This is a genomic window from Microlunatus ginsengisoli, assembly GCF_039537205.1.
GTDB classification, from domain to species: Bacteria; Actinomycetota; Actinomycetes; order Propionibacteriales; family Propionibacteriaceae; genus Microlunatus; species Microlunatus ginsengisoli.
Genome location: NZ_BAABAB010000057.1, coordinates 26,471 through 52,342, shown reverse-complemented (window position 1 = coordinate 52,342; position 25,872 = coordinate 26,471). Strand labels below are relative to the sequence as shown.

Annotated in this window: 25 protein-coding genes; 12 read left to right on the top strand and 13 right to left on the bottom strand. The window is 66.8% G+C overall.

Going from position 1 to position 25,872, the window contains the following annotated elements; translation table 11 throughout:
• Positions 1–742: 742 nt before the first annotated feature.
• Together istB and ABD747_RS26495 are read right to left on the bottom strand one after the other, a co-directional pair.
• Positions 743–1,630, bottom strand: a complete 888-nt coding sequence (istB, locus tag ABD747_RS26500) for an IS21-like element helper ATPase IstB (protein WP_344810166.1) — start codon at positions 1,628–1,630, stop codon at positions 743–745.
• Positions 1,627–2,964, bottom strand: coding sequence for a Mu transposase domain-containing protein (locus tag ABD747_RS26495; RefSeq protein WP_344810165.1), 1,338 nt, complete (start codon positions 2,962–2,964; stop codon positions 1,627–1,629). Before ABD747_RS26495 ends, istB begins: the two co-directional genes overlap by 4 nt.
• Before the next feature lie 534 nt (positions 2,965–3,498).
• On the opposite strand from ABD747_RS26495, the gene ABD747_RS26490 reads away from it, so the two are divergent.
• The 3 genes from ABD747_RS26490 (at position 3,499) to ABD747_RS26480 (ending at position 7,407) form a co-directional block, all read left to right on the top strand.
• Positions 3,499–5,955, top strand: coding sequence for a GmrSD restriction endonuclease domain-containing protein (locus ABD747_RS26490; RefSeq protein WP_344810164.1), 2,457 nt, complete (start codon positions 3,499–3,501; stop codon positions 5,953–5,955).
• A gap of 13 nt (positions 5,956–5,968) precedes the next feature.
• Entirely contained in the window at positions 5,969–6,403 is a 435-nt protein-coding gene (locus ABD747_RS26485) for an arginase family protein (RefSeq protein WP_344810163.1), read from the top strand.
• A 626-nt stretch (positions 6,404–7,029) separates the two neighbouring features.
• Positions 7,030–7,407, top strand: coding sequence for a hypothetical protein (locus tag ABD747_RS26480; protein ID WP_344810162.1), 378 nt, complete (start codon positions 7,030–7,032; stop codon positions 7,405–7,407).
• An 80-nt stretch (positions 7,408–7,487) separates the two neighbouring features.
• Here the strand turns inward: ABD747_RS26480 and ABD747_RS26475 are convergent, their stop codons facing one another.
• The gene (locus ABD747_RS26475; RefSeq protein WP_344810161.1) at positions 7,488–10,259 is read right to left on the bottom strand and encodes a helix-turn-helix transcriptional regulator; all 2,772 of its coding nucleotides are present in this window, start codon (positions 10,257–10,259) and stop codon (positions 7,488–7,490) included.
• 109 nt (positions 10,260–10,368) lie between these two features.
• Between ABD747_RS26475 and ABD747_RS26470 the strand changes: the two genes are divergently transcribed.
• Positions 10,369–11,079 carry an orotate phosphoribosyltransferase gene (locus ABD747_RS26470; RefSeq protein ID WP_344810160.1) on the top strand — a complete coding sequence of 237 codons (711 nt, stop codon included), beginning with the start codon at positions 10,369–10,371 and terminating at the stop codon, positions 11,077–11,079.
• 270 nt (positions 11,080–11,349) lie between these two features.
• On the opposite strand, the gene ABD747_RS26465 is transcribed toward ABD747_RS26470, so the two are convergent.
• Both ABD747_RS26465 and ABD747_RS26460 read right to left on the bottom strand, forming a co-directional pair.
• The gene (locus ABD747_RS26465) at positions 11,350–11,811 is read right to left on the bottom strand and encodes an SRPBCC family protein (protein WP_344810159.1); all 462 of its coding nucleotides are present in this window, start codon (positions 11,809–11,811) and stop codon (positions 11,350–11,352) included.
• Positions 11,812–11,904: 93 nt separating this feature from the next.
• On the bottom strand, positions 11,905–12,546 hold the full coding sequence (locus ABD747_RS26460) for a VOC family protein (RefSeq protein WP_344810158.1): 642 nt from the start codon (positions 12,544–12,546) through the stop codon (positions 11,905–11,907).
• 181 nt (positions 12,547–12,727) lie between these two features.
• Between ABD747_RS26460 and ABD747_RS26455 the strand changes: the two genes are divergently transcribed.
• The 4 genes from ABD747_RS26455 (at position 12,728) to ABD747_RS26440 (ending at position 15,719) form a co-directional block, all read left to right on the top strand.
• Positions 12,728–13,555, top strand: coding sequence for an alpha/beta fold hydrolase (locus ABD747_RS26455; protein ID WP_344810157.1), 828 nt, complete (start codon positions 12,728–12,730; stop codon positions 13,553–13,555).
• A gap of 362 nt (positions 13,556–13,917) precedes the next feature.
• The gene (locus tag ABD747_RS26450) at positions 13,918–14,256 is read left to right on the top strand and encodes an enoyl-CoA hydratase/isomerase family protein (RefSeq protein ID WP_344810167.1); all 339 of its coding nucleotides are present in this window, start codon (positions 13,918–13,920) and stop codon (positions 14,254–14,256) included.
• Between the two features lie 408 nt (positions 14,257–14,664).
• A complete protein-coding gene (locus ABD747_RS26445; RefSeq protein WP_344810156.1) occupies positions 14,665–14,820 on the top strand; it encodes a hypothetical protein in 156 nt (51 codons plus the stop codon).
• A gap of 506 nt (positions 14,821–15,326) precedes the next feature.
• Entirely contained in the window at positions 15,327–15,719 is a 393-nt protein-coding gene (locus tag ABD747_RS26440) for an SHOCT domain-containing protein (protein ID WP_344810155.1), read from the top strand.
• Between the two features lie 564 nt (positions 15,720–16,283).
• Here the strand turns inward: ABD747_RS26440 and ABD747_RS26435 are convergent.
• A complete protein-coding gene (locus ABD747_RS26435; protein ID WP_344810154.1) occupies positions 16,284–17,105 on the bottom strand; it encodes an ATP-dependent DNA ligase in 822 nt (273 codons plus the stop codon).
• A 21-nt stretch (positions 17,106–17,126) separates the two neighbouring features.
• The gene (locus ABD747_RS26430; protein ID WP_344810153.1) at positions 17,127–17,909 is read right to left on the bottom strand and encodes an arginase family protein; all 783 of its coding nucleotides are present in this window, start codon (positions 17,907–17,909) and stop codon (positions 17,127–17,129) included.
• Positions 17,910–18,322: 413 nt separating this feature from the next.
• Between ABD747_RS26430 and ABD747_RS26425 the strand changes: the two genes are divergently transcribed.
• Both ABD747_RS26425 and ABD747_RS26420 read left to right on the top strand, forming a co-directional pair.
• Positions 18,323–19,084 (top strand): hypothetical protein, encoded by a 762-nt coding sequence (locus tag ABD747_RS26425; protein WP_344810152.1) that lies wholly within the window; start codon positions 18,323–18,325, stop codon positions 19,082–19,084.
• A gap of 235 nt (positions 19,085–19,319) precedes the next feature.
• Entirely contained in the window at positions 19,320–20,117 is a 798-nt protein-coding gene (locus ABD747_RS26420) for a 2-oxo acid dehydrogenase subunit E2 (protein WP_344810151.1), read from the top strand.
• Positions 20,118–20,155: 38 nt separating this feature from the next.
• On the opposite strand, the gene ABD747_RS26865 is transcribed toward ABD747_RS26420, so the two are convergent.
• Positions 20,156–20,797, bottom strand: coding sequence for an FAD-dependent monooxygenase (locus tag ABD747_RS26865; protein WP_425562591.1), 642 nt, complete (start codon positions 20,795–20,797; stop codon positions 20,156–20,158).
• Between the two features lie 162 nt (positions 20,798–20,959).
• On the opposite strand from ABD747_RS26865, the gene ABD747_RS26410 reads away from it, so the two are divergent.
• Positions 20,960–21,154 (top strand): hypothetical protein, encoded by a 195-nt coding sequence (locus ABD747_RS26410; protein WP_344810149.1) that lies wholly within the window; start codon positions 20,960–20,962, stop codon positions 21,152–21,154.
• Between the two features lie 277 nt (positions 21,155–21,431).
• On the opposite strand, the gene ABD747_RS26405 is transcribed toward ABD747_RS26410, so the two are convergent.
• From ABD747_RS26405 to ABD747_RS26395, 3 genes are all read right to left on the bottom strand, one after another.
• Positions 21,432–21,563, bottom strand: a complete 132-nt coding sequence (locus ABD747_RS26405; RefSeq protein WP_344810148.1) for a hypothetical protein — start codon at positions 21,561–21,563, stop codon at positions 21,432–21,434.
• A 156-nt stretch (positions 21,564–21,719) separates the two neighbouring features.
• On the bottom strand, positions 21,720–22,073 hold the full coding sequence (locus ABD747_RS26400; RefSeq protein WP_344810147.1) for a hypothetical protein: 354 nt from the start codon (positions 22,071–22,073) through the stop codon (positions 21,720–21,722).
• A gap of 359 nt (positions 22,074–22,432) precedes the next feature.
• Positions 22,433–22,723, bottom strand: coding sequence for an Ltp family lipoprotein (locus tag ABD747_RS26395; RefSeq protein WP_344810146.1), 291 nt, complete (start codon positions 22,721–22,723; stop codon positions 22,433–22,435).
• 276 nt (positions 22,724–22,999) lie between these two features.
• Here ABD747_RS26395 and ABD747_RS26390 point away from each other — a divergent pair, with 276 nt between their 5' ends.
• Positions 23,000–23,182, top strand: coding sequence for a hypothetical protein (locus tag ABD747_RS26390; protein ID WP_344810145.1), 183 nt, complete (start codon positions 23,000–23,002; stop codon positions 23,180–23,182).
• Between the two features lie 416 nt (positions 23,183–23,598).
• Here the strand turns inward: ABD747_RS26390 and ABD747_RS26385 are convergent, their stop codons facing one another.
• On the bottom strand, positions 23,599–23,991 hold the full coding sequence (locus ABD747_RS26385; protein ID WP_344810144.1) for a VOC family protein: 393 nt from the start codon (positions 23,989–23,991) through the stop codon (positions 23,599–23,601).
• A gap of 309 nt (positions 23,992–24,300) precedes the next feature.
• Positions 24,301–25,767: an NAD(P)-binding protein gene (locus tag ABD747_RS26380; protein WP_344810143.1), complete on the bottom strand. Its 1,467-nt coding sequence runs from the start codon at positions 25,765–25,767 to the stop codon at positions 24,301–24,303.
• Positions 25,768–25,872: the final 105 nt, after the last annotated feature.

Sequence of the window (25,872 nt, the reverse complement as noted above, 5' to 3'; positions counted from 1 at the left end):
CACGAACGCGGAGCGGGGACTTTCACCTGGCCACCAGCGGGGACCAGAAACTGGCCGTTGACAGAGGCGCCACTCGGTACGCGAGGGAAGAGCCTCGGTCAGCAACACCGACAGTGCATCGACGCCCACCGCATGTGGTCGATCGTTCGCCGCCTCACCAAGGCGACCATCGGCGAGAGGATCGTCGATCCGATGACCGACATGCCTTCAAGACGCGGCCCGCGTACACGACGGGCCGATCGGGATCGCAACCCCGCGGCCTGCACCCGTGCGTATCGGATCCGCATCATCAACAGTTCGTCTCTCGGTACTCGTAGCCAGAGGGCTCGACCTTGGGGCGAGCCGGTTGTGCTTCCTATTATTCCTATCGTGATAGTAGGTAATTGCCAATCGCCGTCCAAATACTGAGCAACCCCGAGGCGTTCGAGCTGGTGCCGGGACCGGGACTCGACTCAGCTTGCGGCGCTCTTGTCTCTCCCCGCCCGGGATCCGATTGGCGTCGTTGGACCGAAAACGTCGCCGGGACTAGTCAACAACTCCCGCTGGCGCACCGCCAGTTTACTGTCGGACACGGTGATCGCCTTCTGCATCGGTGTCCTCGACTTCGACGGGGGTGGACAGTCCAGCCGGGCCCGATTCGCTCAGCTCGCGGGTGCGGTGACCGATTCCCTCTGAGCCACTGATGGCGCTCACTGAAAATTCCCAGTTGTGCTCATCGAAATTCCCCACCCGGAGGCGGTGTTCAGCGTAGCGGTTGGCGGGTGCCGATGGTGGTGCGGCGGAGCTGTTCGTTGCGAGCGTGGTGGTCGCGAAGCCGGTAGGAGTCGCCGTCTAGGTTGATCACGACGCTGCGGTGGAGGAGCCGGTCGAGCATGGCAGCAGCGACGGTGGTGTCGCCGAGGACTTCGCCCCAGGAGCCGACGCCGCGGTTGGTGGTGAGCACGATCGAGGTCTTCAGGTAGCGCTGGGAGACGACCTGGAACAAGGCGGCGGCGGCCTCGGCGGGCAACGGCAGGTAGCCGAGTTCATCGATGGCCAACAGCGTCGGTCCGGCGTAGAAACGCATGGTGGTTGCCCATCGGCCTTCGATGGCGGCGCGGTGGCAGCGGGCTGCGAGGTCGGCGGCGGTGGTGAAGTAGGTGCGGTAGCCGGCGTGGACCGACGCGCGGGCCAGTCCCACGGCGATATGGGTTTTCCCGACGCCGGGCGGGCCGACCAAGATCACGTTGGTGGCTGATTCGAGGTAGCGGCAGCTGCCGAGTTCGGCGATCAGGTGTCGCTCGATGCCGGCGGCGGCATCGTAGTCGAAGTCCTCCAGGGTGGCCGGGGTCGGCAGGCACGCGAACCGGAGCCGGCCGGCGAGCCGGCGGGCTTCGGTGGCGTCGACCTCGAGGGCGAGCAGCCGCTCCAGTGCGGCGGTCACCGACAGTCCTTCGCGGGCGGCTTGGTCGAGGACGGTGGGTAGCTGTTCGGCGGCGGTGTGCAGCCGCAGAGTGGCCAGATGGCCTCGCACCCGTTGGTAGCGGGACGCGGCGGCAGCGGTCAACGGGAGTTCCTCGGTGTCCTTGATCGATCCGGTGCTGGGGACCGCTCCCGTGCTGGCTTGACCGGTGGGTGTGTTGGTGGTCATCTGAGGGTGTTCCTTCCGCGGGCGGCGCGTTCGTAGGTGGCGAGGTCGATCACGGGGCTGAGGGTGGGCTGCTCGGCGCCGCGCAAGACGTCGGCGGCGGCCCGAGCCGCATCACCGGGTGGGATGCGTTCCTTGCGGCGATGCGGGCCGCGGGCCGCCGTTGCCGCGGTCATGGCGAGGGTGTCGAGGGCGGCGACATGACCGTGGTCACGGACCACGACGCCGGCGCCGTCTGGGGCCAGCCGGTGTCGAGCGACGACGATCCCGGCGTGAGTGGCGATGTCGCAGAACGGGACGCCGGTCAGCCGGGTCACGATCACGGTCGCCGCGGCCAGCTCGGGCGGCACGGAGTGGAAGTTGCCGCGGTAGCCGACCAGCGCCTGCCGCGACACGACGCGGGACTCCGTCAGCGGCAGCGGATACGGCGTGGGCGGGACCGGCCGCAGCGGTTCCCGGGCTGCCACGGTCGCGACGGTGGCCTTCCGGTCACCGGTGGTGCTGCGGCGCATCCGGGTGTCACCCCTGACGCTGGCGAACCGGTCACAGTCGGCTTGGGCTTGCTCGGCCGACATGTCGTCGGCCACGGTCCGCCACCAGCGTTGCGCCGCGGTGTGGTTGACCTTCTCCACCACTCCCTTGCGGTGCCCGGCCCGCGGCGGGCAGATCTTGATCATCACCCCGTAGTGCTTCGCCACCCCGGAGAAGGTGGCGGTGATCCGGCCCGACCCGGGGTGGCAGACCGTGGCCATCCGGTCGAACCGCCAATTCCGGGTGAGGCCGCCGAGACCGCGGCTGATCCGATCCAGACCCTCGACCAGGTGCGGCTGGTCCATCACCGGGGACAGGTAGCCGCGCCACCGACCGGAGTGGGCCAGCGAACCGACCAGCAGATGCGCTGTCGACCCCCAACCCCACGACGGCGGCGGGTCGGGCAGATCCAGCCAGTCCCATTGAGTCTCCTCCCCGGCCGGGTGCGGGATGATCGCGTTCGCCCGTTCCGTGACCCGCCCGCAGTCGGTGCACGCCGGGCGAAGCCGACGGGCCCGGATCTCCCGCGTCAGGGTCGGATAGGAGGCTGTGAACCCGAGCGGCTGGAGCTCGTCGAACAGCGCGATGCCCCACAGATGCGGGTCCTCGACCAACCTGGCCGTCACGTACTCCACGAACGGGGCGAACGGATCGGAGGCACGTTTGCGCACCCCCGGTTCCCGGGTGCCGTTCAGATAGTTCCGGACCGTCTTGCGGTCCCTGCCGACGTGGTTGGCGATCGCGGTGATCGTCCAGCCCTGCCGGCGAAGCGCGTGGATGTCCACGTCGTCCTCCCGTGTGATCATGAAGACCGGGTCTCCTTCGGACAGCTGGTGAGTGGTCAGAGACCACCAGCGTCGAAGGAGACCCGCCCCTCGTAGCGGAGCCACACGGGTGGGGAACTTCGATGAGCGTCAGTGGGGAACTTCAGTAAGCGCGGTCACCACGGCCCGCCCTGGGAAGCGGTCGAGCTGCTCTTGCCGAGCCTGTTGCCGGCGAGGTGCCTCGACCTCTTGTCTGACCGGAGGATAGGCGGACAATGTGAGTCCTCGGGCCTGGTGCAGACAGGTATCCGTGCATGCCGCGTGACTGGCGCCCGTGGACCGTGATCAAACTCGATGGGTTGGAGCAACAGCTCCGAGCTTTCACCATCGCTTCATCCCGGAGGCGGATCGCACGCTCTACCTGGACTGTTCGGCGGCCGGTCGGAGAACCACGGCCGGCACGACGGTCGAGTGTCCACCGGCTCAGCGGTCCGGGCGACGCCCACGCCGCAGTCCGACCGGGTCCGACGCAGGCTCCCCAGTGAGACGCCTCGACGTCAGGGCAGGATGACGTCCGTGGAAACCAACGTCCGCACGCCGATGCAGATCTTCAGTCTTCCGCAGCAGCTCGTGGTGCCGCTCTTCCAGCGTCCTTACGTATGGGAGCAGGAGGAGCAGTGGGCGCCGTTGTGGGGTGACATCCGGCGCCTGGCCGAGATGCGGCTCCGCGATCCGTTCTCCACGGCGACGCATTTTCTCGGCGCGGTGGTTGTTCAGGCCCATGAGGGGCAGCTGGGCAACATGCAGGCGAGCAACATCATCGACGGGCAGCAGCGGCTCACCACGCTCCAGGTCCTGATGGATGCTGCGGCAGCTGTCCTGGAGTCCGCGGGACTCGACCCGCTGGCGGGTCAGCTTGAGAGCCTGACACATAACCAGCCCACGTTCGTGCCGCCGGGCGAGTCACGCCTCAAGATCCGTCACACCAACCGTGACCAGGCGGCCTTCGACGAGGTGATGGATGCTGAGTCCCCGGTCAACCACGACGACTTGAAGCACGCGTCTTCCAAGATCACCAGGGCCCACTCATTCTTCGTCGAGTCCGTCACCACCTGGCTTGGTGAGGTCGAGGATGACGCCTACCCCGCGCGAGCCAATGCGCTGGTCTCGGTCCTGACCAGCGGGCTGCAGCTTGTCGCGATCAACCTCACTGCCATCGAGAACTCACAAGAGATCTTCGAGACGCTCAACGCGCGCGGCACACCGCTCACGGCAGCGGATCTGATCAAGAACTTCGTGTTTCAGCGCCTGGCCGCTGAGGGGGCCGATACCCGCCGTGCGTACGCCGAGGACTGGCCATTCGACAGAAGGTTCTGGGAGACGGAGGTCAGTGTCGGTCGCTACCGCGTGAGTCGAAGCTCGCTGTTCCTCAACCAGTGGCTCGCCTCGCGTCTGGGTGAGGAAATCAGCCCACAGCAGACGTTCGCGCGGTTCAAGGTCTACGTCGAGCACGACGCTGGACAGAAGATGGCGGACCTGCTGCCGACAATCAAGCAGCAGGCAGACCTCTACGAGTCGTGGACCGTGGCCGCCGATGACCGCGACCGGCAACTGACCGATGTCGAGATGTCGGTCTACCGGATGAAGGCCAGCGAACTGGAGTTGTTGAAGCCTCTGCTCATCTGGCTCCATGAGCCTGCGCGCGATCTGCCCGACGACGTCATCGCCGAGGTGGTGGGGGTGGCTGAGAGCTGGATCATCCGACGGATGTTCCTGCGGCTGACCACGTCGGACCTGGGACGTGTCGTAGCCGAAGTCATCAGGATCCACGGGGATGCTCCCGCGGCTGAGTTGGTCGGCCGGGTCCGAGGTCACTTCGCCCGACTGAACGTGTTGAGCACCTACTGGCCGGGCGACGAAGAGGTCCGTGCGGCGCTCACCGCCGAAGCCGCCTATCGGCGATTCAAGGTGGCCCGGCTCCGGCTCTTCCTGGAGGCGGTCGAGAACGAGTACCGCCACGGCACCAACCAGCCGCAGGTTCCTCGCCGCGGCTACCCGATCGAGCACGTTCTCCCGCAGAAGTGGCAAGACAACTGGCCGGTCGAAGGGCTCGATGCCGAGATCGACCGAGGGGCCCACGTCCATCGGCTCGGCAACCTGACACTGCTGACCAGCTCGCTGAACTCGAAGGTGTCGAACTCGGCCTGGACCGTGAAACGCGAGAAGCTGCGCGAGCACGACACCTTGCTGCTGAACAGCCGGCTGCTCAGGCAAGCCGGCGAGCAAGGATGGACTGAGGACGCGATCGACACTCGCAGTAGCCAGCTCATCGACGCGCTGCTTAGAGTGTGGCCAGTCCCTGACGGACACACCGGGGAGGTCGTCGACCCGCGGGACAAGAGTCAGGACTGGGTCGAGATCAAGGACCTGGTGGCGGCCGGACTGCTCGACGCCGGCACCGTCCTCACCCCGCGAGAAGGACAGTGGGCATCCAGGCAGGCCTTGGTCCGCGACGACGGCATGCTCGAGGTCGACGGACGGCTGTTCGGATCACCGTCTGGAGCTGGGAGGCACGTCAAAGGCAGCGTGACCAATGGCTGGACCTTCTGGAGGCTGGCAGACGGCCGCCGACTCGTCGACGTACGAGCAGCGTTCCGCGGCGAGAAGCCCAAAGATCCGCACTGGACGGCCGCGCTGCCCCGGACGGAGTGGAACGAGGAGGACCTCGCCGACTACGCCGCAGCCGCGTCCGAACTCACACTACGACTGATCGACTACGTTGCCGCCGAGCGATCCGACCAGCTGCTCACCGGACCCGACTTCACGGACATCGGCGTGACACCTGAGCAGGTCGCCGGGATCACGGGTGCGATGGCCCGCAAGGTGTACAACGACTTCGAGCGATCAAACCCGCCAATCGAGTTCATCGAGTACGACGGCCGATGGCACTATCGGATGACACCCCCAACCGCGACGGCCTGGCGCGCCATACGTTCCCTCGGAACACCCTCGCCCCCCACCGCAAGCTCGTGAGCGCGCGCCCGACGTGATCAGGTCCGGCCTGCTCGACCTCCTCCCAGCCACCACCACCCCGAATCGCGTCGCGCTGCTCGGCATGCACGACTGGACCGATCCCACACTGCCGGCAATCGCCGCGGAGTTGGGACTTACACTCTTCGCCCCCGACGCGCTGAGGACCACCAGCAACCCGGCGCTGGACTGGCTCGCGGCGACCGGCGCCAGCAAGGTCGCGATCCACTTCGACGTCGACACCATCGACGCCAACGAGATCCGACTCGGCCTGGGAGCCGACATCGGCGGCCTCACCAGCAACCAAACACGCCGCCTGGTCACTGACATCGGCCGCAACGTCGGCGTCGTCGCCCTCACCATCGCCGAGTTCATCCCACGACAAGTCATCCACCTCCAGCACATTCTCGACGGATTTCCGCTGCACGGCGATGCCGAACGGCCGTGCTGAGCTACCGTCCGCTCCGTTCGATCGAGCCTCGCAAGCCGTCCAGCGAACGGCCCCAATAGGCGAGATTTCCAAGGCACCTGGAGCTACCTGCCTTGCTACTCGACCCCGAGAGACGCTCTGCTTACGATGTACACCCACCGACGCCGGCACGGGGCCTGACGTCGTTCCCGCCGGCGTCGGCGGCGCTGGCGCTCACGATAGCGAGATTCCACCGGATGGGAGCCGAAACTGCGGTCGGTGACCCGGGCGCCAGCCGGATGTTGCTTCGGCGGGGGTAACGGTAGCGATGTAGCCGACGGCGGCGACAATGCCGTGCTGCCAACACCCCCTTTGATACCGACGGGGGTTCGATTCAGTCCTGATCGTTTGTCTCCGAGCCGCTTCTCGACCTCGCGATCGAGTCCACCGTGACTGGGCTCCCCTCAGATCCCCGTTCGGGCCACTCGCAGTCACCATCGGAGGAGCTGGCCTGAACCACCGGCCTGCCTCGACCCCGACAGCGGCCCGCGCCGGCCGATCAAGGCCAGGCAACCGGCCAGGGTGCCTTCCTGGTTCGAGAGGTACCCAAGCCGTCGGATCGTCGAGGGGTCGGCGCGACCCCGCCGATCTGAGGTCCGGAGGATCCGATGGAATTTCTGCCGCTGCTGACCTACTTGTGGGCTGCCGCCTTCGATGCGTGGTCCGACCCGGCAGCGCCGTACTCCCGCGCGCCGCTGCCCGAGGACCCAGACAGTGAGTTCAGCAGTCTGGACCTGGAAGTGATCCGCATCGTCTATGGCGCAATGCTGGCCGAGGTCGGATGCGCCGACCGTGCCCAACCTGTGGATCCGACGATCCAGCTCCAGATCATCAGCGGATCGGGCACGCCCCGGATCATGGTCACCGTGCGATACGCGCACGGCAGGCACTCCAGCTGCCGCGCAGTGGTCACCGCCCGGGATGGCGACCTGCAGTTCGGGCCGCTGCAACCAAGGCACCGCTGGCAGACCGCTCACGGCTGCTGACCGCAGCCGCAATGGCGGTGGTGGCCCCGCGGGTTTCGCACGTGGACGGGCCGTGCCGCCGGTCGGGTCGTCCGGATCGTTCAGGTCGGCGGCGGCAACCGGGTACGTCGGGAGTCGGCACGGCGGGGTGGCAGTGCGTCGCGGAGCTCTCGGCGGGAGCTGATGGACAGCTTGTCGAACACCTTCCGCAAATGCCATTCCACCGTTCGTGCGCTGATGTACAGCTCGGCGCCGATCTCCGGGTTGGTCCGTCCGTCCCGGGCCATCCGGGCGATCTGCTCCTCTTGCGGGGTGAGGTCGTTGGAGGTGTCGACGGTCCGCTTGCGGACTTTCTCGCCGGTCGCGAGGAGCTCGTGTCGGGTGCGCTCGGCGAACCCGTCGGCGCCCATCTCGGTGAAGTCCTCGAACGCCGCTTTCAGCTGGGTCCGGGCATCGGCGCGGCGCCGTTCGCGGCGCAGCCATTCCCCGTACACCAGCCGGGTCCGCGCCAGCTCGAACCGAAGCCGGGTCCGACCCAGCCGGTCGACCGCCTCGGCGTAGTCTCCTTCGGCGTTCGTGCCGTCGTCGACCAGGGCGCGTGACCGGGCCAGCAGGGCCGCGGCCCAGTCCGAGCCGGTGACCGCGGCGTAGGCCGTGAGCCGGGCCAGTGCGTCGGCAGCGTTGGCTCGGTCTCCGCTGCGGGCGGCAGCCTCAACCAGGTCCGGCAGGGCCTGGCCGGTGAACGGGCCGAGGTCACCGGTGGCCGCCCGAACGGCCGCGACCCGCGCCTCGGCGTAGTGTCCGAGGCCCAGTTGCAGCAGCGCGGCGGCCCGGTCGCTGATCTGGATCCCGAGGCCCTCGCCCCGTGACGTGGCCTCGGCGGCCGCTGCCGCGATCAGCGGACCGGCCTGAGCGGCGTGGCCCTGGTAGGCCAGCAGGAACAGGTCGCCGTACGACGCCCGCATGGTGCCGGTCACCTCCTTCACCGTGTGCTCTTCCGCGCCGAGCGTTCGGGCAAGCTCCACCTCGCCGCACCACAAGGCGATCACCCGCCGGGCGTTGATCGCGTTCGCCAGCGGCGCCAGGGCGCCGCTTCCCCGGGCCAGGCCGACGTGCCGGTTGCTCGCGGTTTCCCAGGCGTCGAAGTCCCACAGCGCAAGCGCGGCGTCCGCCACCAGGATGCCGGCATGCAACCAATCGTCGGCAGGCACGTCGCCGCGGAGGAAGCCGGTCACGGCCCGCCGCAGACTCTCCTCGGCCGACGCGGTCCCGGAGGTGATCATGATCGCCAAGCCGCGGAGCAGATCGTCGGCCGGCTGCGGCTGGTCTTCGTTCCGCCACGCATCGTCGGCGGCCTGTGACACCTCCGCCAGGTTGCCGCCGGCCGCGGCCAGCCCGCCCGCGACCAGGGCGGCGCTCCAGGCATCCAGGAATGTGCGGCGGGCGAGCACGGCATCGAGCGGCTCGAGCTCACGGGCGGCTCGCAACAAGGTGACCGGTGCATCCCTGCCGTTGCGGGCGGCCCGGTCGATCCGTCCGCGGATCAGCCCGGCCCGGGCGCGTTGCAGATCATCGACGGCGTCAGCCTCGGCGACCGGCAGCAGGCCGAGGGCGATCTGGTACGCGCCGGCGTCCAGGTGGGCCTGGGCGGCGGCCAGGGTCCGTTCGGCGCGCAGGCCGGGCTCACCGGTGTGCGCAGCTGCCCGTTGGAGCAGCGCCGCGGATGCCGCTACTCCCCCACGAGCCTCGGCGCGACGGGCAGCGACGAACAGAGCCTCCGCGAGATCGGCGTCCGGTCCGCCGGCGGCCGCGGCCAGGTGCCAGATCCGGCGCTCATCGTCGTCGCCCAACGCAGCGGCGAGCGCCGCGTGAACGGTTCGCCGCTGCTCGGCGGTGCCGGAGGCGTAGACCGCGGATCGGATCATCGGATGCCGGAACCGGACCCGCGCCCCTGCCTCGATCAGTCCCGCCTCTTCCGCCGGCGACAGATCACCCGGTCCGAGCCTGAGGATGCGGGCCGCTTGCCAGAGTAGTGTCGCGTCGCCGGTCGGGTCGGCCGCGGCGAGGCGCAGCATAAGCCGGGCCGGCTCGGGCAGTCCCTGGATCCGTCGGCGATAGCGGTCCTCGAGGTCGCTGGTCTCGCCTCCCGGGACACCGAAACCGCCGAGCAGTTCCGCCCTCCCGCTGCTGGACAACTCGAGCAGGGCGAGCGGGTTCCCCCGAGTCTCGGCGACGATCCGATCACGGACCCGGCTGTCGAGCCGTCCGGGGTTCGTCGCCGCCAGCAGTGCCCGGGCGTCGGAGTCGGTGAGCCCGGACAGCCGCAATGACAGCAGACCGGCAAACGGTTGCTCAGGCGCTGGCTCCCGGACCGCGAACACCACCAGCACCGACTCCGCGGCGAGGCGGCGGGCGACGAACGCCAACGTCTGGACGGTGGCCCCGTCCAACCATTGAGCATCATCCACCAGACACACCAGCGGTTGGGCGCTGGCCGCTTCGGCAAGCAGCCCGAGCACCGCGAGCCCGACGAGAAACCGGTCTGGCGGCAGGCCCGTCTCCTGACCGAACGCGACCCCCAACGCCCGCTGTTGCGGTTCCGGCAGCCTCTCGGCCAGGTTGAGCAGTGGCGCGAGTAGCTGCTGCGCCGCGGCGTACGGCAGCTCGATCTCCGACTCGACGCCCGCGATCCGCGTGACCCGGCAGCCGGTGGCCCGATGCGCGAGCTGATCCAGCAGCGCGGTTTTGCCGATACCGGCCTCGCCCCGGATCACAACCGCGGCGCTCTCACCACCGCGGACACGGCCCAGTTCGGCGTCGAGGCGGGCGAGTTCTTCGACGCGGCCCCACAGCGCAGTGGCCGATCCGACCATGACGTCACCCTAGCCAGCCGGCGCGACCAGGGACTCCGACTGGTTCGACCTGCACACAATCCAGCCAATCTGGTCGCAACAGCACCCATCGAAACGGAAGAAGCCGGACATGAACGTTACGCAGATCAGTTCACCGACACCGAGGATCCTGCCGACCCGGCCCGCCCCAACAGACCTGGTCGCGCAGCTGGCCACCGTGCCCGGGCTGGTCCGACCCGGCACCTCCCATTGGGACCACACCGACCGGCTGCCGCTGCACCCGCTGTCGGTGGAGAACGCCTACGAAAACCCTGCGCTGCTGCGCACCCTCGCCGCACGCGGGGCTGGGATAGCCGAGCGAATGGACGCCGAGATCATCGTCGGAGGCGAGACCGGCGGCATCCCCCTCGCCACCGCGATCTCACTGACCGCCGGGTTGCCGTTCGCGTTCGTCCGCAAACCCGGCTACGTCGGCCACGAGGACCACGAGCCGAGGGTCCGCGGCGCAGCGGCAGCCGGACGGCGGGTGCTGCTGGTCGATGACGCCGTATCCACCGGCAACGCGATCGATGCGTTCGCCGCGGAACTGAGGAACGAGGGAGCCACCGTGGTCGGCGTCTTCACCGTCGTCGACATGCGCGACGTCTCCAACCCGATCAACCCGGCGGCCGCGGCACTCCCAATCCACTCCATCACCAGCTACCTGACGCTGCTCGACGCGGCCACCGACCAAGGCGTCCTCAACCCCACCACCCATGACCTCGCGGTCGACGCCCTCCTCAACAACTGGAACGACGACGACCCACGCTGGCAGTATCTCGACCACCCGGCCGCCGCCTGACCGCATCCAAACCCGAAGCCGGCCAGAGCCGCCCGCAGCGCGGTGATCCTGTCGCGCCCGCGGGCGACAAGCCCGGCTTCAACGGTCGCGCCACCCAAATTTGGCCGTCTTTTCAGATCTGCTGGCCAGCCGCCTGACCACACGGTCGGACCTTTACCGCCTGCGCCGGCGGATAGGCGTGCAGTGCTGGATCCTCGCCCGCGTTGCACGCCCATCCAGGGCCAACGATCGAGGCCTACCTCGACTGGCCGGACCGGGTCGGCACGCAAATTACCGCTGTGCCCGCTGGGCCACACTTCGGACCTCGACCGCGTGGGCGAAGTTGTCGAACGCCTTGATCAACACGCTCTTGCCCACGGTGCCGAGTACGATCCCGAGGAACCAGCCGCGCAGGTTCTTGCCCTCCCTGACCACCGTGTAGTCGATCCCGGTTGTGCCGTCGGCGTGCGGTGTCAGTTCGTAGGTGTGGCCCGAGGCTCCGCCCCAGGTGTTCGAGTCGGTCGTGATGGCGACCGAGCGGAGCGGATCGGACCAGTCGTAGGTGAGACGTTCCCAGACGCCGCCGGATCCCTCGGTCACATCCGCGCGGTGGTCGCTGCGCTGGTGGATCTTGAGGTGGCTGTCGTCGCTGTTGCTGAACAGTTCCGAGCGTCCCGGTCCGAAGTCGGTGAGGGCGGCCACGAACTCTGCTGGGGTGGCGTTGACTTCTGCGTGCATGTGCAGGGTGGACATTGTCGTTCTCCTTGTGGTGTTGATGTTCTGATGTGTTCTGGTTGATGGTTCTGCTGTTTGAGTTGGCTGGCGTTCGTTGAACGGGCTGGTCGATCACTCCGGAAGTTGCACGCCGTGGCTTTCGGCGACCATGTACGCGGCGTACCACTCGGGCCAGTCCTGGTCGTAGGCGCCGCCGTTGCGGGCCTCGTGCTCACCGTGCGCGGCCGCGGCCCGCTTCAGGGCCTGAACCAGGTCGGTGCGCGATCCGTACGAGGTGGCCGTGGCTTCGATCCGCCCGGGCAGCCTGGTGGTGACCTCCTGCAGCAGGAACACGTTCCCGTCCGGATCGGCGAAGGTCGCGAACGACCCGTAGCTGGCCCGGGCATCGGCCGTGCCGTCGACCCGTCCATCGGCCAGCGGCTGGAACTGTGAGCCCGGTGTCTTCGGGTGGAACACCTCGCTGATCTCGGCGCCTTGTGCGGCCAGCCCATCCCGCGCCTGCCGCACATCGTCCACCACCAGGTACAGGCCCTCGGCAGTTCCGGGTGTCGCGTTCGTGATCTTGGTGCCGAACTGGATCGACGCCGGCGACCCGGGCGGTGTGACCTGCACCACTCGGAAGCCGTTGTCGAATGCGAAGTCGGCGTCCAGCCGCCAGCCGAGGCTGGTGTAGAAGTCCTTCGATCGGTCGACGTCCTTGACCGGGATCACGACGGCTTCGATCTTCAGGTCGGTCGCTGCCATGTTGCTCATGCCTTCCCTTCCCTCCGTTTTCGTGACAGCCGAACTGCTGTCAACCCCGAGACTGCGTCTGCCGTCACCCCGTCACACCAGTGGGTGACACTGGTCTGTGCCCGGGGCGACATCGCGCCAGGGTGGGCGCCCGGGGAATACACCGGTGCGAACGGTTTCACCCGGTCGGGAGTCTGACGACATGAACACCACCACGATTCCCGAGGTCAACTTTCGCACCGTCGACGGCATCCGTATCCGCTACGCTGACAGCGGCGGCACCCACCAGCCGACGATCCTGCTCACCAGCCCGTGGCCGGAGAGCCTTTACGCGTTCGCGCCGATCTGGGAGACGCTAACCGCATACGCCCGCGTGTTCGCCGTCGACCTGCCCGGCTTCGGCCAGTCCGAACGTCGCGACGAACTGCTGTCGCCGCGGGCCATGGGCGGATTCCTTGCCCAACTCATCACCACCGCGCAGCTGGGCAGGCCGCATGTCGTGGCCCCCGACGTCGGCACCGCTGCGGCCCTGTTCGCGGCCGCCGATCACCCCGAGCAGATCGCGGGGCTCGTCGTCGGCGCCGGCGGCACCGCGGTGCCCCTGCAGCTCGGTGAGCCCCTCGCGTCCTGGGTGCTCGCCCCCGACCTGGACTCCTACCGACGCGTCGACCCGCAGGCGGTGGTCAGCGCGGCGATCGCCAACCACACCGATGCCCTACCCGACCCGATCCGCAACGACTACCTCTCCTCCTACCGGGGCGACCGGTTCGTCGAATCGATGCGGTACGTGCGTCGCTACCCCGAGGAACTGCCAACACTTGCCGCGCTGCTCCCCACGATCGCCACGCCGGTCACCGTCATCGGCGCCCTGAACGACCGCGTCGTGCCACTGGCCAACGCCGAGTTCCTCCACCAGCGGCTGCCAAACAGCCGTTTGGTGCTGCTCAACTCAGGACACTTCGCCTGGGAGGAAACCCCAAACCTGTACGCCGCGACCATCCTCGACGCGATCGACGCCGCACACAGCTGACCAGGATCGCCAGGGTGCGTGCCTGGCGGCCCGGATCTGTCGGCCCGGACCGAGAGACGTGTCGTGGCCACGTCTTGCTGTTCTGGGCCGGCTGGGACACGCTTTCGCCCAGGCTCCCGATCAGGAGGACGGCACCGTGAGCAGCCCGGACGCACCGGATCGGTGGAGATTTGAGACCCTCGACGTGCACGTCGACCGAGCACTGCTCCACGTGAGGATCGCGGCGCCGCCGATGAACCTTCTCGGACCAGAACTCGTCCGTGACCTCGTCACCCTGATCCAGCGCGCCGAGGCGGACGCGGCAGTCAAGGTCGTGGTGTTCACCAGCGCCGACCCCGACTACTTCATCCCCGCATGTCGACCTGAACCGGGTCGCCGAGTATCGGGCCGAGGCGGCGAAACTGACCGGCGACCCCTCGATCGCGCTGCTGTTCCGGTATCTCAGCGCCAGCCGCCTCGTGACCATCGCCCAAATCGAGGGCCGCGTTCGCGGCGCGGGCAGCGAGTTGGTGCTGGCCTGCGACCTCCGTTTCGCTGCCCGCGAGACGGCGATCTTCGGCCAGATCGAACCTGCGTTCGGTCTACTTCCAGGCGGTGGTGGGGTGGAATACCTTATCCGGGTGATGGGCCGGGCCCGTGCCCTCGAGGTTCTGCTCAGCGCCGACGACTACGACGCCGACTTCGCCGAACGATACGGCTGAATCAACCGGGCACTCCCGACGCAGCACCTGGACCGATTCGTGACCACCCTCGCCCGGCGGATCGCGGCATTCCCGGCGGGTCACGCCGCGGTAAAGAGCCGGGTGAACACCATCTCGCTTGTCCCGGTCGAGGACTTCCGCCACGACCCGGACCTGTTCGGCCGCCATGTCGGCGACGCCGAACCTCAGCGGCTCACCCGGTCCGCGTTCGAACGTGGGCTCCAAACCTCCAACGGCGAGCTCACTCGGCTCGCTGCTCCTCGAACTGCACGACCCGCAGTCGGAGCCGTAAGCCCGGCGGCGTCCCCCGACGAGTCACCCGGGACGCGACCAGGGTTCCGACCGGTGCGACGGGGGCAGCGTGCAGCCAACCTGGTCTCACCGAACACAACACGGAGGGAGCAGGACATGAACGTCAACAACAAGGTGGTCGTCGTCATGATCACCACCCACCCGTGGGTGCTGGACAAGTTCGCCGTCAAAGGCCGCGACTACGACCAGTACATCGCCATGATGCGTGCCGGCCGGCGCGCCGCAGACACCGCAACAACCCCGGCCGCATGAGGACGGCCGAACAGCTGACGTTGCTCGACACCTGAAGGTCGGCGCATCGGGTCAGACGCCATCCAGCGTCAGACAGCTGACATGGCCACCCCGATCAGATCCGCGATCTTCGGCGAGCGAAGTCAACAGCTCGCTCTGGCGGCGTACTCGATCAGATCCAGCCAGCAGCAAGCGCACGGCCGCTTCTCGCTGGACGATCGGCTTACGGCGTACCGTAGCGAGGAACAAAAAGGATCACCCAAATAGCGTCCTCACCCACCACGACCCTGAACTTGGCCGGCAGTGGGCTCGCGGCCCTGACATCCCGGGACGGGTGTACGACGTGTGTCCGGCGGCGGTGCGCCTACGTCGGGAAGCTCTGCATGGCGCACCGTGCCATCGTTTTGGGATGGAGGAGCCGGCTGACGACACGCGGCCGCCTAATCTGCCTGGTTGCGGCGAGGCGTCATGCTTCAATCGTTGGCCCGGAGCGGGCCATCTCACACCGGCGCAACGAAAGGCTGTCGATGTTCAACAACAACGGATCGTTTCTACTCGCGATGCTTGAGTTCTTCCTGTTCTTCGCCTGGTTCATGTGCCTGTGGTGGATCCTGGGCGACATCTTCCGCAGCCGGGACATCGGCGGCGGAGCGAAGACGCTGTGGGTGCTGTTCGTGATCGTCATTCCGTGGCTGGGCATCTTGGTATACCTGATCGCCCGTGGGCACGGTATGCAGGAGCGCCAACTGGAACAGGTGAAGGCCGCGCAACAGGCCCAAAACGACTACGTCAGATCCGTGGCCGCCGGATCCGCCAAGAGCGCGGCGGACGAGATCGCGTCGGCCAAGGCTCTCCTAGACAGCGGCGCCATCACCCAGGCCGAGTTCGAACAGCTCAAGGCGCGGGCGCTCGCAGCCTGATCCTTTACACGTTCTGTTCGGCAGGTGCAGTCGACCGTTCCACTGCTGTCGGCGGGTTCGCGTTCAAGGTCGCCGTGCCGCTCGGGTCGGCGCCACGAGGCCGGGCGGTGTCGACGCGGGTCGATGCCGCCAGCTCGTGGTGGTGATGGCTGCTGGTCCTCTTGAGGTGCACCGTTGGAGGACCCTGAGGGTGTCGGCTACTGCGAGCTCCGCACGAGGGGTCCCTCCGCGTGCACCGCACGACGGTCGCCTTCCGGCGACGCAACGTCGCAATCAAGTCCCTCGGGGGGACCGGCAGTCCCAGGTGAAGTGAAGCATCGACTACTCCCCGCATGCGGCGCGGCGGCGGAGTTTCGGTCATGGTGGTGATCCTTCCTGGTGGATGGTGACAGAACGCTCGACCGCCGCACGGCGGCGCGCGGCAAACCGGGCCTCCGTAGGACACCGCAGGCGGGCTTGCGCGCGCCACGGTGCGGCGGTCAGGCTGTCCTTACTGCCCTGCCAGGTCGAAGGTCACCCGGTGGCCGATGGCGGGTCGACCCGATGACGCTCAGCCCCTGGGACTCAGGACACGTCGTCTGGCGTCAGGTCGGGTCGCAGACGCACAAGCCGCAATGCGTGCCGATGCCGGCCGGCCTGCAGCGCGGTATCGGCGGCGACCTCCACCACCACCTGCGGCGCGACCCGGCTGATCGCAATCGGGCTACCGCCGAAGTGGCCCGAGCCGATCCACTCCGGCCACGGATGCTCCCCCACCGCCGCAGCTCCGACGATCACCGCGGCGACGGCCGCCGCATGCCCCGCGGACAGCGGCACCGTGCGGCCCACGATCGTCAGCTCGCCGCCGTCGGTGCAGCGGCCGACGACGAGCGCCTCAGGATGCTCGAGCGGTCCGATCACCGCACCGATGATCGCGTCCATGCTGGTGCGGGACTTCACCTTCACCAGCCTCGCTGACCGGCCCGGTACGGCGAGCCGGCACCCTTGCGACCGGCCCCTCCACCCCGACCGCGGGGTAGTCGGCGAACCATTCCAGCGCGGTCGCATGGTCGTCGGTGTACGGGGACAACCGGAGGGGCGGGTCGAAACCGTCGGGGCGACGATCTCGAGCAGCAGCCGACGCTCCCGCCACGGCCTCGAGCGGACGTCGACGCCGCCGGCGGCGAGGACGTCGAACGCGACGAACGACGCCGGATGCTCAGCCGCCAACCTGGCTGCGGCGGTCGGGCTGGAGACCATCCGGTGCTGCAGCTGGTCGAAGTCGAGCCGGCCGTCCAGCCAGACCACCGCCTCCCCGTCGAGCACCACACCCTCAGGTAACTGGGCCGCCGCGGCGGCCGCGAGATCGGGAAAGGCGGAGCTCAGGTCCGACGGCTTGCGAGACATCGGACGGATTCGGTGAGTTGGTCAGGACGGCTTGTTGGTACCGCCGAGCAGCGGGAATCCGTCAAGGATCTGCTGCAGGTGGATCACCTGTCGCGGGATGAACTCGGCGATGGTGAGAGCGACGACGTCGACGCTTTGGTCGATGTCAGCGACCAGACGGCGCGCTTCGGTGCTGGTGAGGCCGCCGACGTCGGCGCCCAGGCCGAGCTGGATCTCGTCGGCGTCGATGGTGTCGACGTCGAAGTGGACCGCGACCTTGCTCGCACCGGTCGCGACAAGCCAGTCGAGCACCGGGGCGCTGCTGGTCCGCAGCGCGTCAGGGCCGAACACGGTGAGTCCCCACTGCTCGGCGACGGCCGGCAGTGTGGGATCGGTCCAGTCGTGCATGCCAAGCAAGGCGACGCGGTCCGGGGTGATGGTGGCCGGGAGGATGTCGAGCAGCTCCTGGTCACCGTGTCCGGTCAGCCCCGACACGACCATGGCGTGATAGCCCGGATAGTCACTCTCCCCGGTGCCCATGTCGGGGTGGGAGTCGATCCACACGATCGCGAGGTCGTCGCCGTACTTGTCAATCAGATAGGAGAACGGCGCCATGCTGACCGAGCACTCACCGCCCAGCGTGGTGACACGATCCGGATCGTACTCGGCGAGGAGTGCCAACGCGTCCCGCAATTGTTCCAAGACGATCGTCTTGGCTTCGATGCCGTCGCGTTGGCCGAGTCCCCGGTCGCCCATCTCGACCGGGACAACGGCGGTGGGGCCGTCATGCTCGGGCAGCACGGCCGCCAGCACCCGAGTGCCCACGGAGTATCCGCGTCGGGCTACGTCAAAGGGGAACTCCGGAGCCAGTGCTCGGACGCTTGGCGTGCCGGCGCCCTGCCACTGCGGCCAAACCAGTCGAAGGTGTGACTCTGCTACCCCGTGCTTCGTGTTCGGCACCGCGCCTCCGTCCTCTGAACACTCGAACGGTATCTGCCGCAAACGTCCACACGATGTCCCCGCCTCGTTGAGCGGTCCGCTCAGGGTTCTCGACGGTCGCCCTGCGGTTAGCCTTTGGTTCGACCTCACGCTTCTCGGCTCTGCTTCCGATGCAGGGCTCGCCAGAGGTCGCAATATTTGGCGACGGCGGTTCGGTCGAGCCCACCGGTCGCTGCAGTGTCACACGACAACGAGCCGTTCCAAATCGTATGTCCGGCTCACCTGCAAGCCCTTGTTGGGTGCGAGTTGACGACTTCTTCACCGAGAGCGAAGTGCCGGTCCGGCAGGCCGATCCCTGGGGGTTGGGCACCAGCACCACTGCCGGTACCCGCAACGTGCAGCACTTCAATCACGAGATGATGAACCAGCTCCGCCAGGCCCGGCTGGGGGGATGGGCACACACCGAAGTCGCCGTGGCGCTGTGCCGACTGGTACATGGAGAGCTGGAGGCCTACGGAACTGGCGGCAGTGAGAAACTGACCGAGGACGGGATTGCGATAGCAATCCGGGCGTTGGTGGTGACCAAGCGGCTTGGGGTCGACTTCGACCCGCCGTATCGCAACTTCACGTCGTTCCGAAGTTGCTGGATGCGCAACGACGGCTACGGCTCCTACCAGGCAAGACGTGACCTTCTGAGTCAATTGTTCGACCCGCTCTACATGCGACTGCTGCGGCTCGAAGAAGCGACGTTCGAGGCCCTGCTTGACCCAGTTTCGCCTCGAGCCGAGGTGGGCTGGCCGGCGGTGGACGAGGAGATTCGTGAACTGCGTCGACGCTTCCAGAACGCCACCACGGCCCAGGACCACAAGGACGTTGGTCTGCGATGCGTGACGGTAACCGAGCTGCTCGGCGATGCCGTGTACGAGCCAGCCAACATGACGTGGAGGGCGAATCTCCCGCGCCCCGAGGCAACACCAAGGATCGGTTCGAGCGCTACATCCGGACAGTGCTGGCGGGCAAGGACGACGCTGCGGCTAGGTCGTTGGCCAGAGCGATCGTAGTGTTCGCTCAAGGGGTCAAGCACCCCCATACACCCGCCCGGCGAGAGGCTGGGATTGCCGCAGACTCGGTGATTATGTTGGCGAAACTTGCTTCGCCGACTTGAACAGCAGATCTAGAACTTGGCGGCGAGACCTGTCCTCACCTCCTCTGTGCCACTGAGCGGTTGTCTTGTCGGACAATTCTGGGGACTTTCTACTCTGCCGTTGGTGCTTCGGCTGCGCCTAGCGTGAAGTCGTGGACCGGCAACCGCCAAGCTACGAGACGCGACCGTTCCTGAAGATCCGGCGTGCCTACGGTGACCTGCTGGCGGCCTCGCGGACCAAGGACGTCATCCACGGGCTGGTCGAGATCGACGTCACCGACGCCCGTCAGGCGATCGCCCAGACCCGCGCCGCCGGCCACGACGTCTCCTTCACCGCCTACCTGCTGTACGTCATCGGACGCGCGATCGACCAGGACCCGACGCTGCACGCCTACCGACGCCGCAACCGCTTGATCATCTTCGACGATGTCGACGCCAACACCCAGATCGAGGCCACCGTCAACGGCCAGCCCATCGTGAAGTCGGTCATCATCCGCGCCATCAACCACCAAAGCGTCGAAGAACTCACCGCAACAATCAGGACCGCGCAACGGACCCAGCCCGAGTTGGACCGCCGCTACCGCTGGTCCCTTGCCTACCTAAACCTGCCCCAACCGGTTCGCCGGCTCGTCTGGCGCGTCCTGCTCCGCCGACCCGACCTATTCAAACTCCTCGGCGGAACCATCGCCGTCAGCTCTGTCGGCATGTTCGGACCGGCGGGAGGCTGGGGAATCCCGGTCACCCCGGCCACTCTCACTATCACCGTCGGCGGGCTGGTCACCAAGCCGTGCTACGTCGACGACAGGCTGCAACCCCGGGAATTGCTCGACATCACCATCTCCGTCGACCATGCCATCGTCGACGGCGCACCAGCAGCAAGATTCGCACGACGGCTGTCGACGCAGATCGACGACTGCGCCGGCCTCCAGCCTGCCAGGGTGCAGACGTAACCGTCGTGGCACGGCGTCCACGGGCCGCCTATCGATGCTCAACGAGCGGATCGTGCAACGCTAGCTCTGCGTGCTCCGCATGACGGTCGTTTGCGCACACTGCTGCGTGCCGTCGCGGCACCGACCTGGCGGCGGTTCTGAGGTCGGGGAGTCCTTGGCCGCGTGTGGCTCAAGTCGGGCCTTTGCGGCCGCACCTCACGCGTCGGATGGACGTTGGTGTCGGCTGGGCTGGATGTCAGGTTGTCCTGTTGACGTGTTCGGGTCGCAGCCCGACGCCGATCATCCGTGCGGTCACTGCTTGCAGCGTCGGGAGGTGACCGACGAGTCGCACTGGCAGGGGCGCCTTGATGGGTTTGGTGCTGGTCAGCGTGGGCCTGACGAGGAACCGTTGTCCGGCGCGTTGGGTCGATTGGGTGCCGATGGTGGGAAGGCTGCGTCTGGCCTGGATTCGAGCGAGGTGCCGGGAGTTCAGCTGTCCGGTCTGCAGCGGTCCGCCGAGGATTCGGGCGGCGGTCGGCCACGGCGTCCTGGACGGCGAGATTGATCCCCACGCCACCGATCGGTGACATTGCATGAGCGGCGTCGCCGATGCACAACAGCCCCGGCCGGTACCAGCGTCGAAGCCGGTCGATCCGGACGGTCAGGGTGTGGACGTCATCCAGCCGCCGCAGATCCTGCACGCTGACGCGCAGTGACGGTGCCAACTCCAATACAGCGTCGCGCCGGCCCGGTCCTGTTGATCGGCCTCCAGTTGCTGAACGCCTGGTCCTTCGCCGGCATCGCCGGCATCCGCACTGTTCCAACAGCTAATCCCACGGCCCGGGCTGTCCACCGGTCTCTACATGGACACCCGCCGCATCGGCGCCATCGTCTCTGGCCCCATCATCGCCGTCGGCACGCTCACCGCCTTCGGCCAACGCGGCATCTTCCTCACCAGCGCAGCCGTGGCTCTCCTCGGCCTGCTCGTCATCGCCGCCGCTTACTGGACCGACAGACGGCTGCACAGTCTGCCAGTAACCCACGTACCCGCGTCCTAGTGGTGCCCACCCGCGCGGCACAGAACATGCGATGCCTTGCGAGACGAGCACGGTGAGCGTGGTGAGTGGTGGCTCACATGCGCGAGATGGTGACCGGTGACCGCGACCCAGCCCATCCGACTCGCGGCACGACGAGATCACGGTCGAAGCGACCAGCTACGTAGATACGCAGCAGCTGATCCGGGACAAGTTGTCCATTGGCTGCCTGGTCGCCAGCTGGGTCATGGACCTCGACGACGGCTCGCGGGCGAGTTCGTCGGCGATCAGCTCGACGTCGTCAGGAAACGGGCGAGCTACCGTTTGCGACCTCGCGATCGGACGGAGTCTCTCCACGCTCGGCCAGTTCCGCGTCCACGTCGGCGATGTAATGCGCGATGTGGTCGGCAGCCGCGGCCGCCTCGGCACGCATGTGCTGCAACTCCTCGGTGGTACACCGACCGACCGACACCTTGATCCCTCGCCAATCTCGGATCGTATGAACACTCATGATGCCCTCCCTCCAGCCGAACAGACACCCGGATCTTCGAAGTTGCTACCGAGCACCGCATCCACGAGACCGAACATCTCACGCAAATACCCAGAACGCCGAGACTGCCATCGGCACAAGACCGAACACCAGCAGCGGGGAGTAGCTGTGGCGTCGGTTGATCACCAACACCACCGCAGTCGTCAGCAGACCGGTGATCCCCGCCATCACCCACAAGCCAACGTCACTGACCGGATCGAGCGTGGCCGGCTGCAGTGCGGCGGTCAGCGACAGCACGCAGGAGATCGAACCACCGATCACGACGGCCAGCACGGAAACCACCACACGCTGAACCAGATCCAGGCTCAGCGCGTCTTCTTGTTCCTCCGACAGCTGCGAGCCATCCGCCAGCGGCTTCGAATGTGGACGTTCCCTCAGGTGAATCTTCGACATTTCCGCGCCTCCTTGGCCACACTCCACGATTCGACTTTGGCGGGTCGGCTGGCTCGACGTGCCTGGGGAGTGCTGCAACTCGGGCGGTCGCGTTGAAGGGGCCGGTGCGATGCCGTCACAGCCAGCGTACCCACCTCCTACAGACAAACCGGTTCCCGACATGTGGCCGGATCACCATCGAACCGGTACTTCGTTGATCGAGGATCGCCGATGGCCGGATCCGTGCTGCACACTGCTCTGCCTGGGAGGATCGGATCGAGCTCGGCGGCAGCCCGCGTGGAGTGCCCTGGACATGGGCTCATCTCGCGCGCCAACAACAAGATAAGCGATCAGCGGCCCCGACACATTTGGATGACCGACTACAGCTTGGAGTGGTTCACGCCGTAGACGGCCTGCTTGTGCGTGAAGTGCTCGCCATAGGACGATTCCAGTTGCTCGATCAGCACCCGCCGTGAGAATTGGCCGGATTCCAGGTAGCCGTTCGCCGCCTCGACGGCCTCTGCGTTCCAGTCTGCGTGGACGTAGTCGACAGCGAACGTCGCGACCTTCTTAGGGAAACCCTCGCCGTACTCCGAGGACAGCTGATTGATCAGACCGGCCCTGGAGAAGTGCCCACTCTCCAGATTTGGAGTCCGCGCTATCCCCGGCATGGATGGCGTTCAGGTCACTGACCATAGTGGCCCGGTCGCTGTACACCATGAAGTAAGAGGTCAAATTATCGTCGTCCCAGCCGTCGTTGCCAGACGAGGACGAGTTGGCTTTCGAGGAACTGTCGGGTTTCCACACGTTGCCCGCGAGCCCGACGGCGACCGCGGCGTTATATAGGTCCTCGGCTGTGGCGTAGGTGGCGTTGGATCACCGTGTCGGTGGTTCCGCACTTGGTCGAAGTGGGCGCCGCAGCTGCACCGGCCGATGCACTAGTGCTGGTGACCTGTGCGGGGTCGGCGGTGCCGGCCGAGCTGCCGGCGGTGGCGGCACCGATGATGGCGGCGATCAGGCCGAACGCGCCGACGATGGTTCCGGCGGCGAGCGGCAGCCACCTCGGGCCGGTCTGCTTGCGCGGTTGCCTAGTCGGCACGCCGGGATACGGCGGTGGCTGCTGGCCGTGACCACCACCGTCTTGTGGGACAGGCTGTTGCGGAACAGCGCTATCGGACATGGGACTCCGTTCCTCGCCGTATTAGCGAGGGCGGCGTGTGAGTCGCGAGCTCCTCCCCAGGTGCCCGCGTTTATCTGCTAAACCGAGATCATGTCTGACCCGATTTGGCCATGTTATGGGGAAGGTTCGTCATGAAGTCGTGACAGCACGGTGAGATACTTGCGCCGAATGCTATCGACTGCGGTGGGCATGCTTCAGTAAGCGCGAGGGCCGATAGAAGTCACGATGTTGGTCAGATCGGTCCCCAGCATCTCGCGTGCGAATCTGCGGCAGAGTCGGCGCGAGCCGGCGCCGAGTCGTCAGTAAACTACTGAACAACTTCCCGCCCGGATCCGGTGCGTCGCCCCGTTGGGACCGCGCTCCCGGTCAGCCGCTCGTCTCCCACAGACCGATGACGTTGCCCTCGGAGTCCTTGAAGTATGCGAAGGCGCCCATGCCTTGGATCGCCGTGCGCGGCGTAACCGTGCTGCCACCGTTGGCCTCTATCTCGCGGAGCGCGTCGTCGATGTTCTCGACGTCGACGGTGATCACCGGCGCCGCTGATGCAAGCTCGTCGCGTTGCACCATCCCACCGTTGATCGCACCCGGCTCGGTCGGCATCTGGGTCTGCTGGTCGACCGGCGTCGTCACCACGCTCGTGTACTCACCGCCCTGCGGCATCGCCATCGTCTCTAACTGCCAGCCGAACACCGATCCGTAGAAGTTCTTCGCACGGTCGAGGTCGTCGGCCGGGATTTCGAAGTGCACCACCTTTGCCATGAGCCCTCCTCCCTGTGTCACTTCTCACCCTCCAGCGGGCGCGTCGGGCTGTCAATCGAACGCCGTGGTTTCGTGACGGTGGGCGCACGGTGTCGAACACGGTCCTCGGCATCCGCGCGCTCACCATGCTGGTGTCGGGTGCGCCAGGCGCCGGACGGGGTGAGGATGGGCTCCCGGCAGCTACGTCTGGGATCGCCGCAACAGCGCTACCGAGCAGCACCGGGCCACGGCAGCCCAAGGACGCCAAGTTCATGGCGCCGACTATCCCTGGTGAACTGATCGGACAACATCACACCGCGTCGTGTGTAGTCAGCGGCGGATGCTGACCACGTTTGTGTTCAGCTTAATGTTCATGTTGCGCTTTTTGACCATCTGATCCCAGACGTCCTCCCAGCCTTTCTGCCAGGCCGTGACGCCGCTCGACTTGCCGAACGGCCACGCGATGTCCGGCGTGATCCAAACGAGACCGTAGTACGCGGGGATCTTGTCGAGATCGCCATACCCCTGCACTTGATAGGCATAGATCAGATAGCCCTTCAACGCGCCCATCTTGTTGTCATCAAGAAACTGCGCGAAGGTATTCGAAAAGACGCCATACGGGTCACCGACAGGCCTGGAGATCGGCATCACCCCGTCGATGGTGCCGAAAATCTCCAAACGCAGGCCGACGTAGATCGCGGCGGCCGCCACGAGCTCAAGGTAGGCGAGATCCTGCTCAGCCTTGCTGCATGGCCACCCGAAACCAAGATACTGACACGCCACCATGAGTCCGTAGTCGCTGAAAGCCATGACCGTCTCGTTCGGCGGCGTGCCGACAACTATGCCTCGTTCGGACCCGTGCGCGACGGGCACGCGAGTGTTGCCGACGGTGAACTCGGAGATCGCCTGCACCATGTCGTCGTACGCCGGCGACAGGTAGCACGTACCGAGTTCGGCGATCGACGTGCCTCCCTGATCCGGCACCTGCAGCGAATGGGTCTTGCCGGCGAATCGATTCGTCTTCTCCAGCATCGTGATGTTCGTGTAGCCCGAGTCGATGAAGCGCTGCGCGAAGAGCAGCCCGCTCACTCCCGCACCGATGACAACGATAGCGCTGTCCTTGGCTGCCGAGAGCAGTGCCGGCTTCGCGTCGAGCAGGATATTCAGATACGACCAGCAGTGCAGGACGGACTCGAAACACGTCGACGCGTGCACGTACACCGTGTCGTTCGCGCCTTGCAGGTCGAGCCATCGCCACGGGGCCCCGGCTTCGAGCGCGCCGAAGAGGAACTGGTTGAAATACGGCGTCAGCAGCGGATTCACGGCCGGGTGGATCCCGCCATTCTGGTTCTCCTCGACCTGCACGATCTCGTATCGGCCGGGCTGGAACGGCCACCACGACGGTGGGCTGTCCAGGAACGCATTTCGCTGGGCGGTAAGGGTGCCGGGATCCGACGCACCGTTTACCCCGACCATCTGATACGTCGTGACGACGTTGGTCGCAGCGCCGTTCGCGACCGTAAGACCCCACCGTTTTGCTGTCTCGTTGCGATACCCCTGGACGAGGCCGGTCTGAGACTCGACGATGTCGGGAGCGAGGATGACGACCCGATCTTGCGACTTGCGCGGATAGACGCGCAGACACGTCGTGTAAAAGGTGAAGTTGCGGAGCGAGTCCAGCAGCGCCCGCTCCTGCGGTCTATAGTCCATCACCGACTCGAGCCCGCGCGGATCACACGCGATCACGAGAAGCGCCGGATGAACGACAACGCGGTTTCCGCCGGTCTGATAAACCACTTCCATTCCTGCGACCTCCGTGCCAACCGTATCACTGGGCCGCATCGCTGAGGCGGGGCTGCTCCGGTCAGGTCGCAGCCTCGACGACGTGCCTTTTCGAAATGC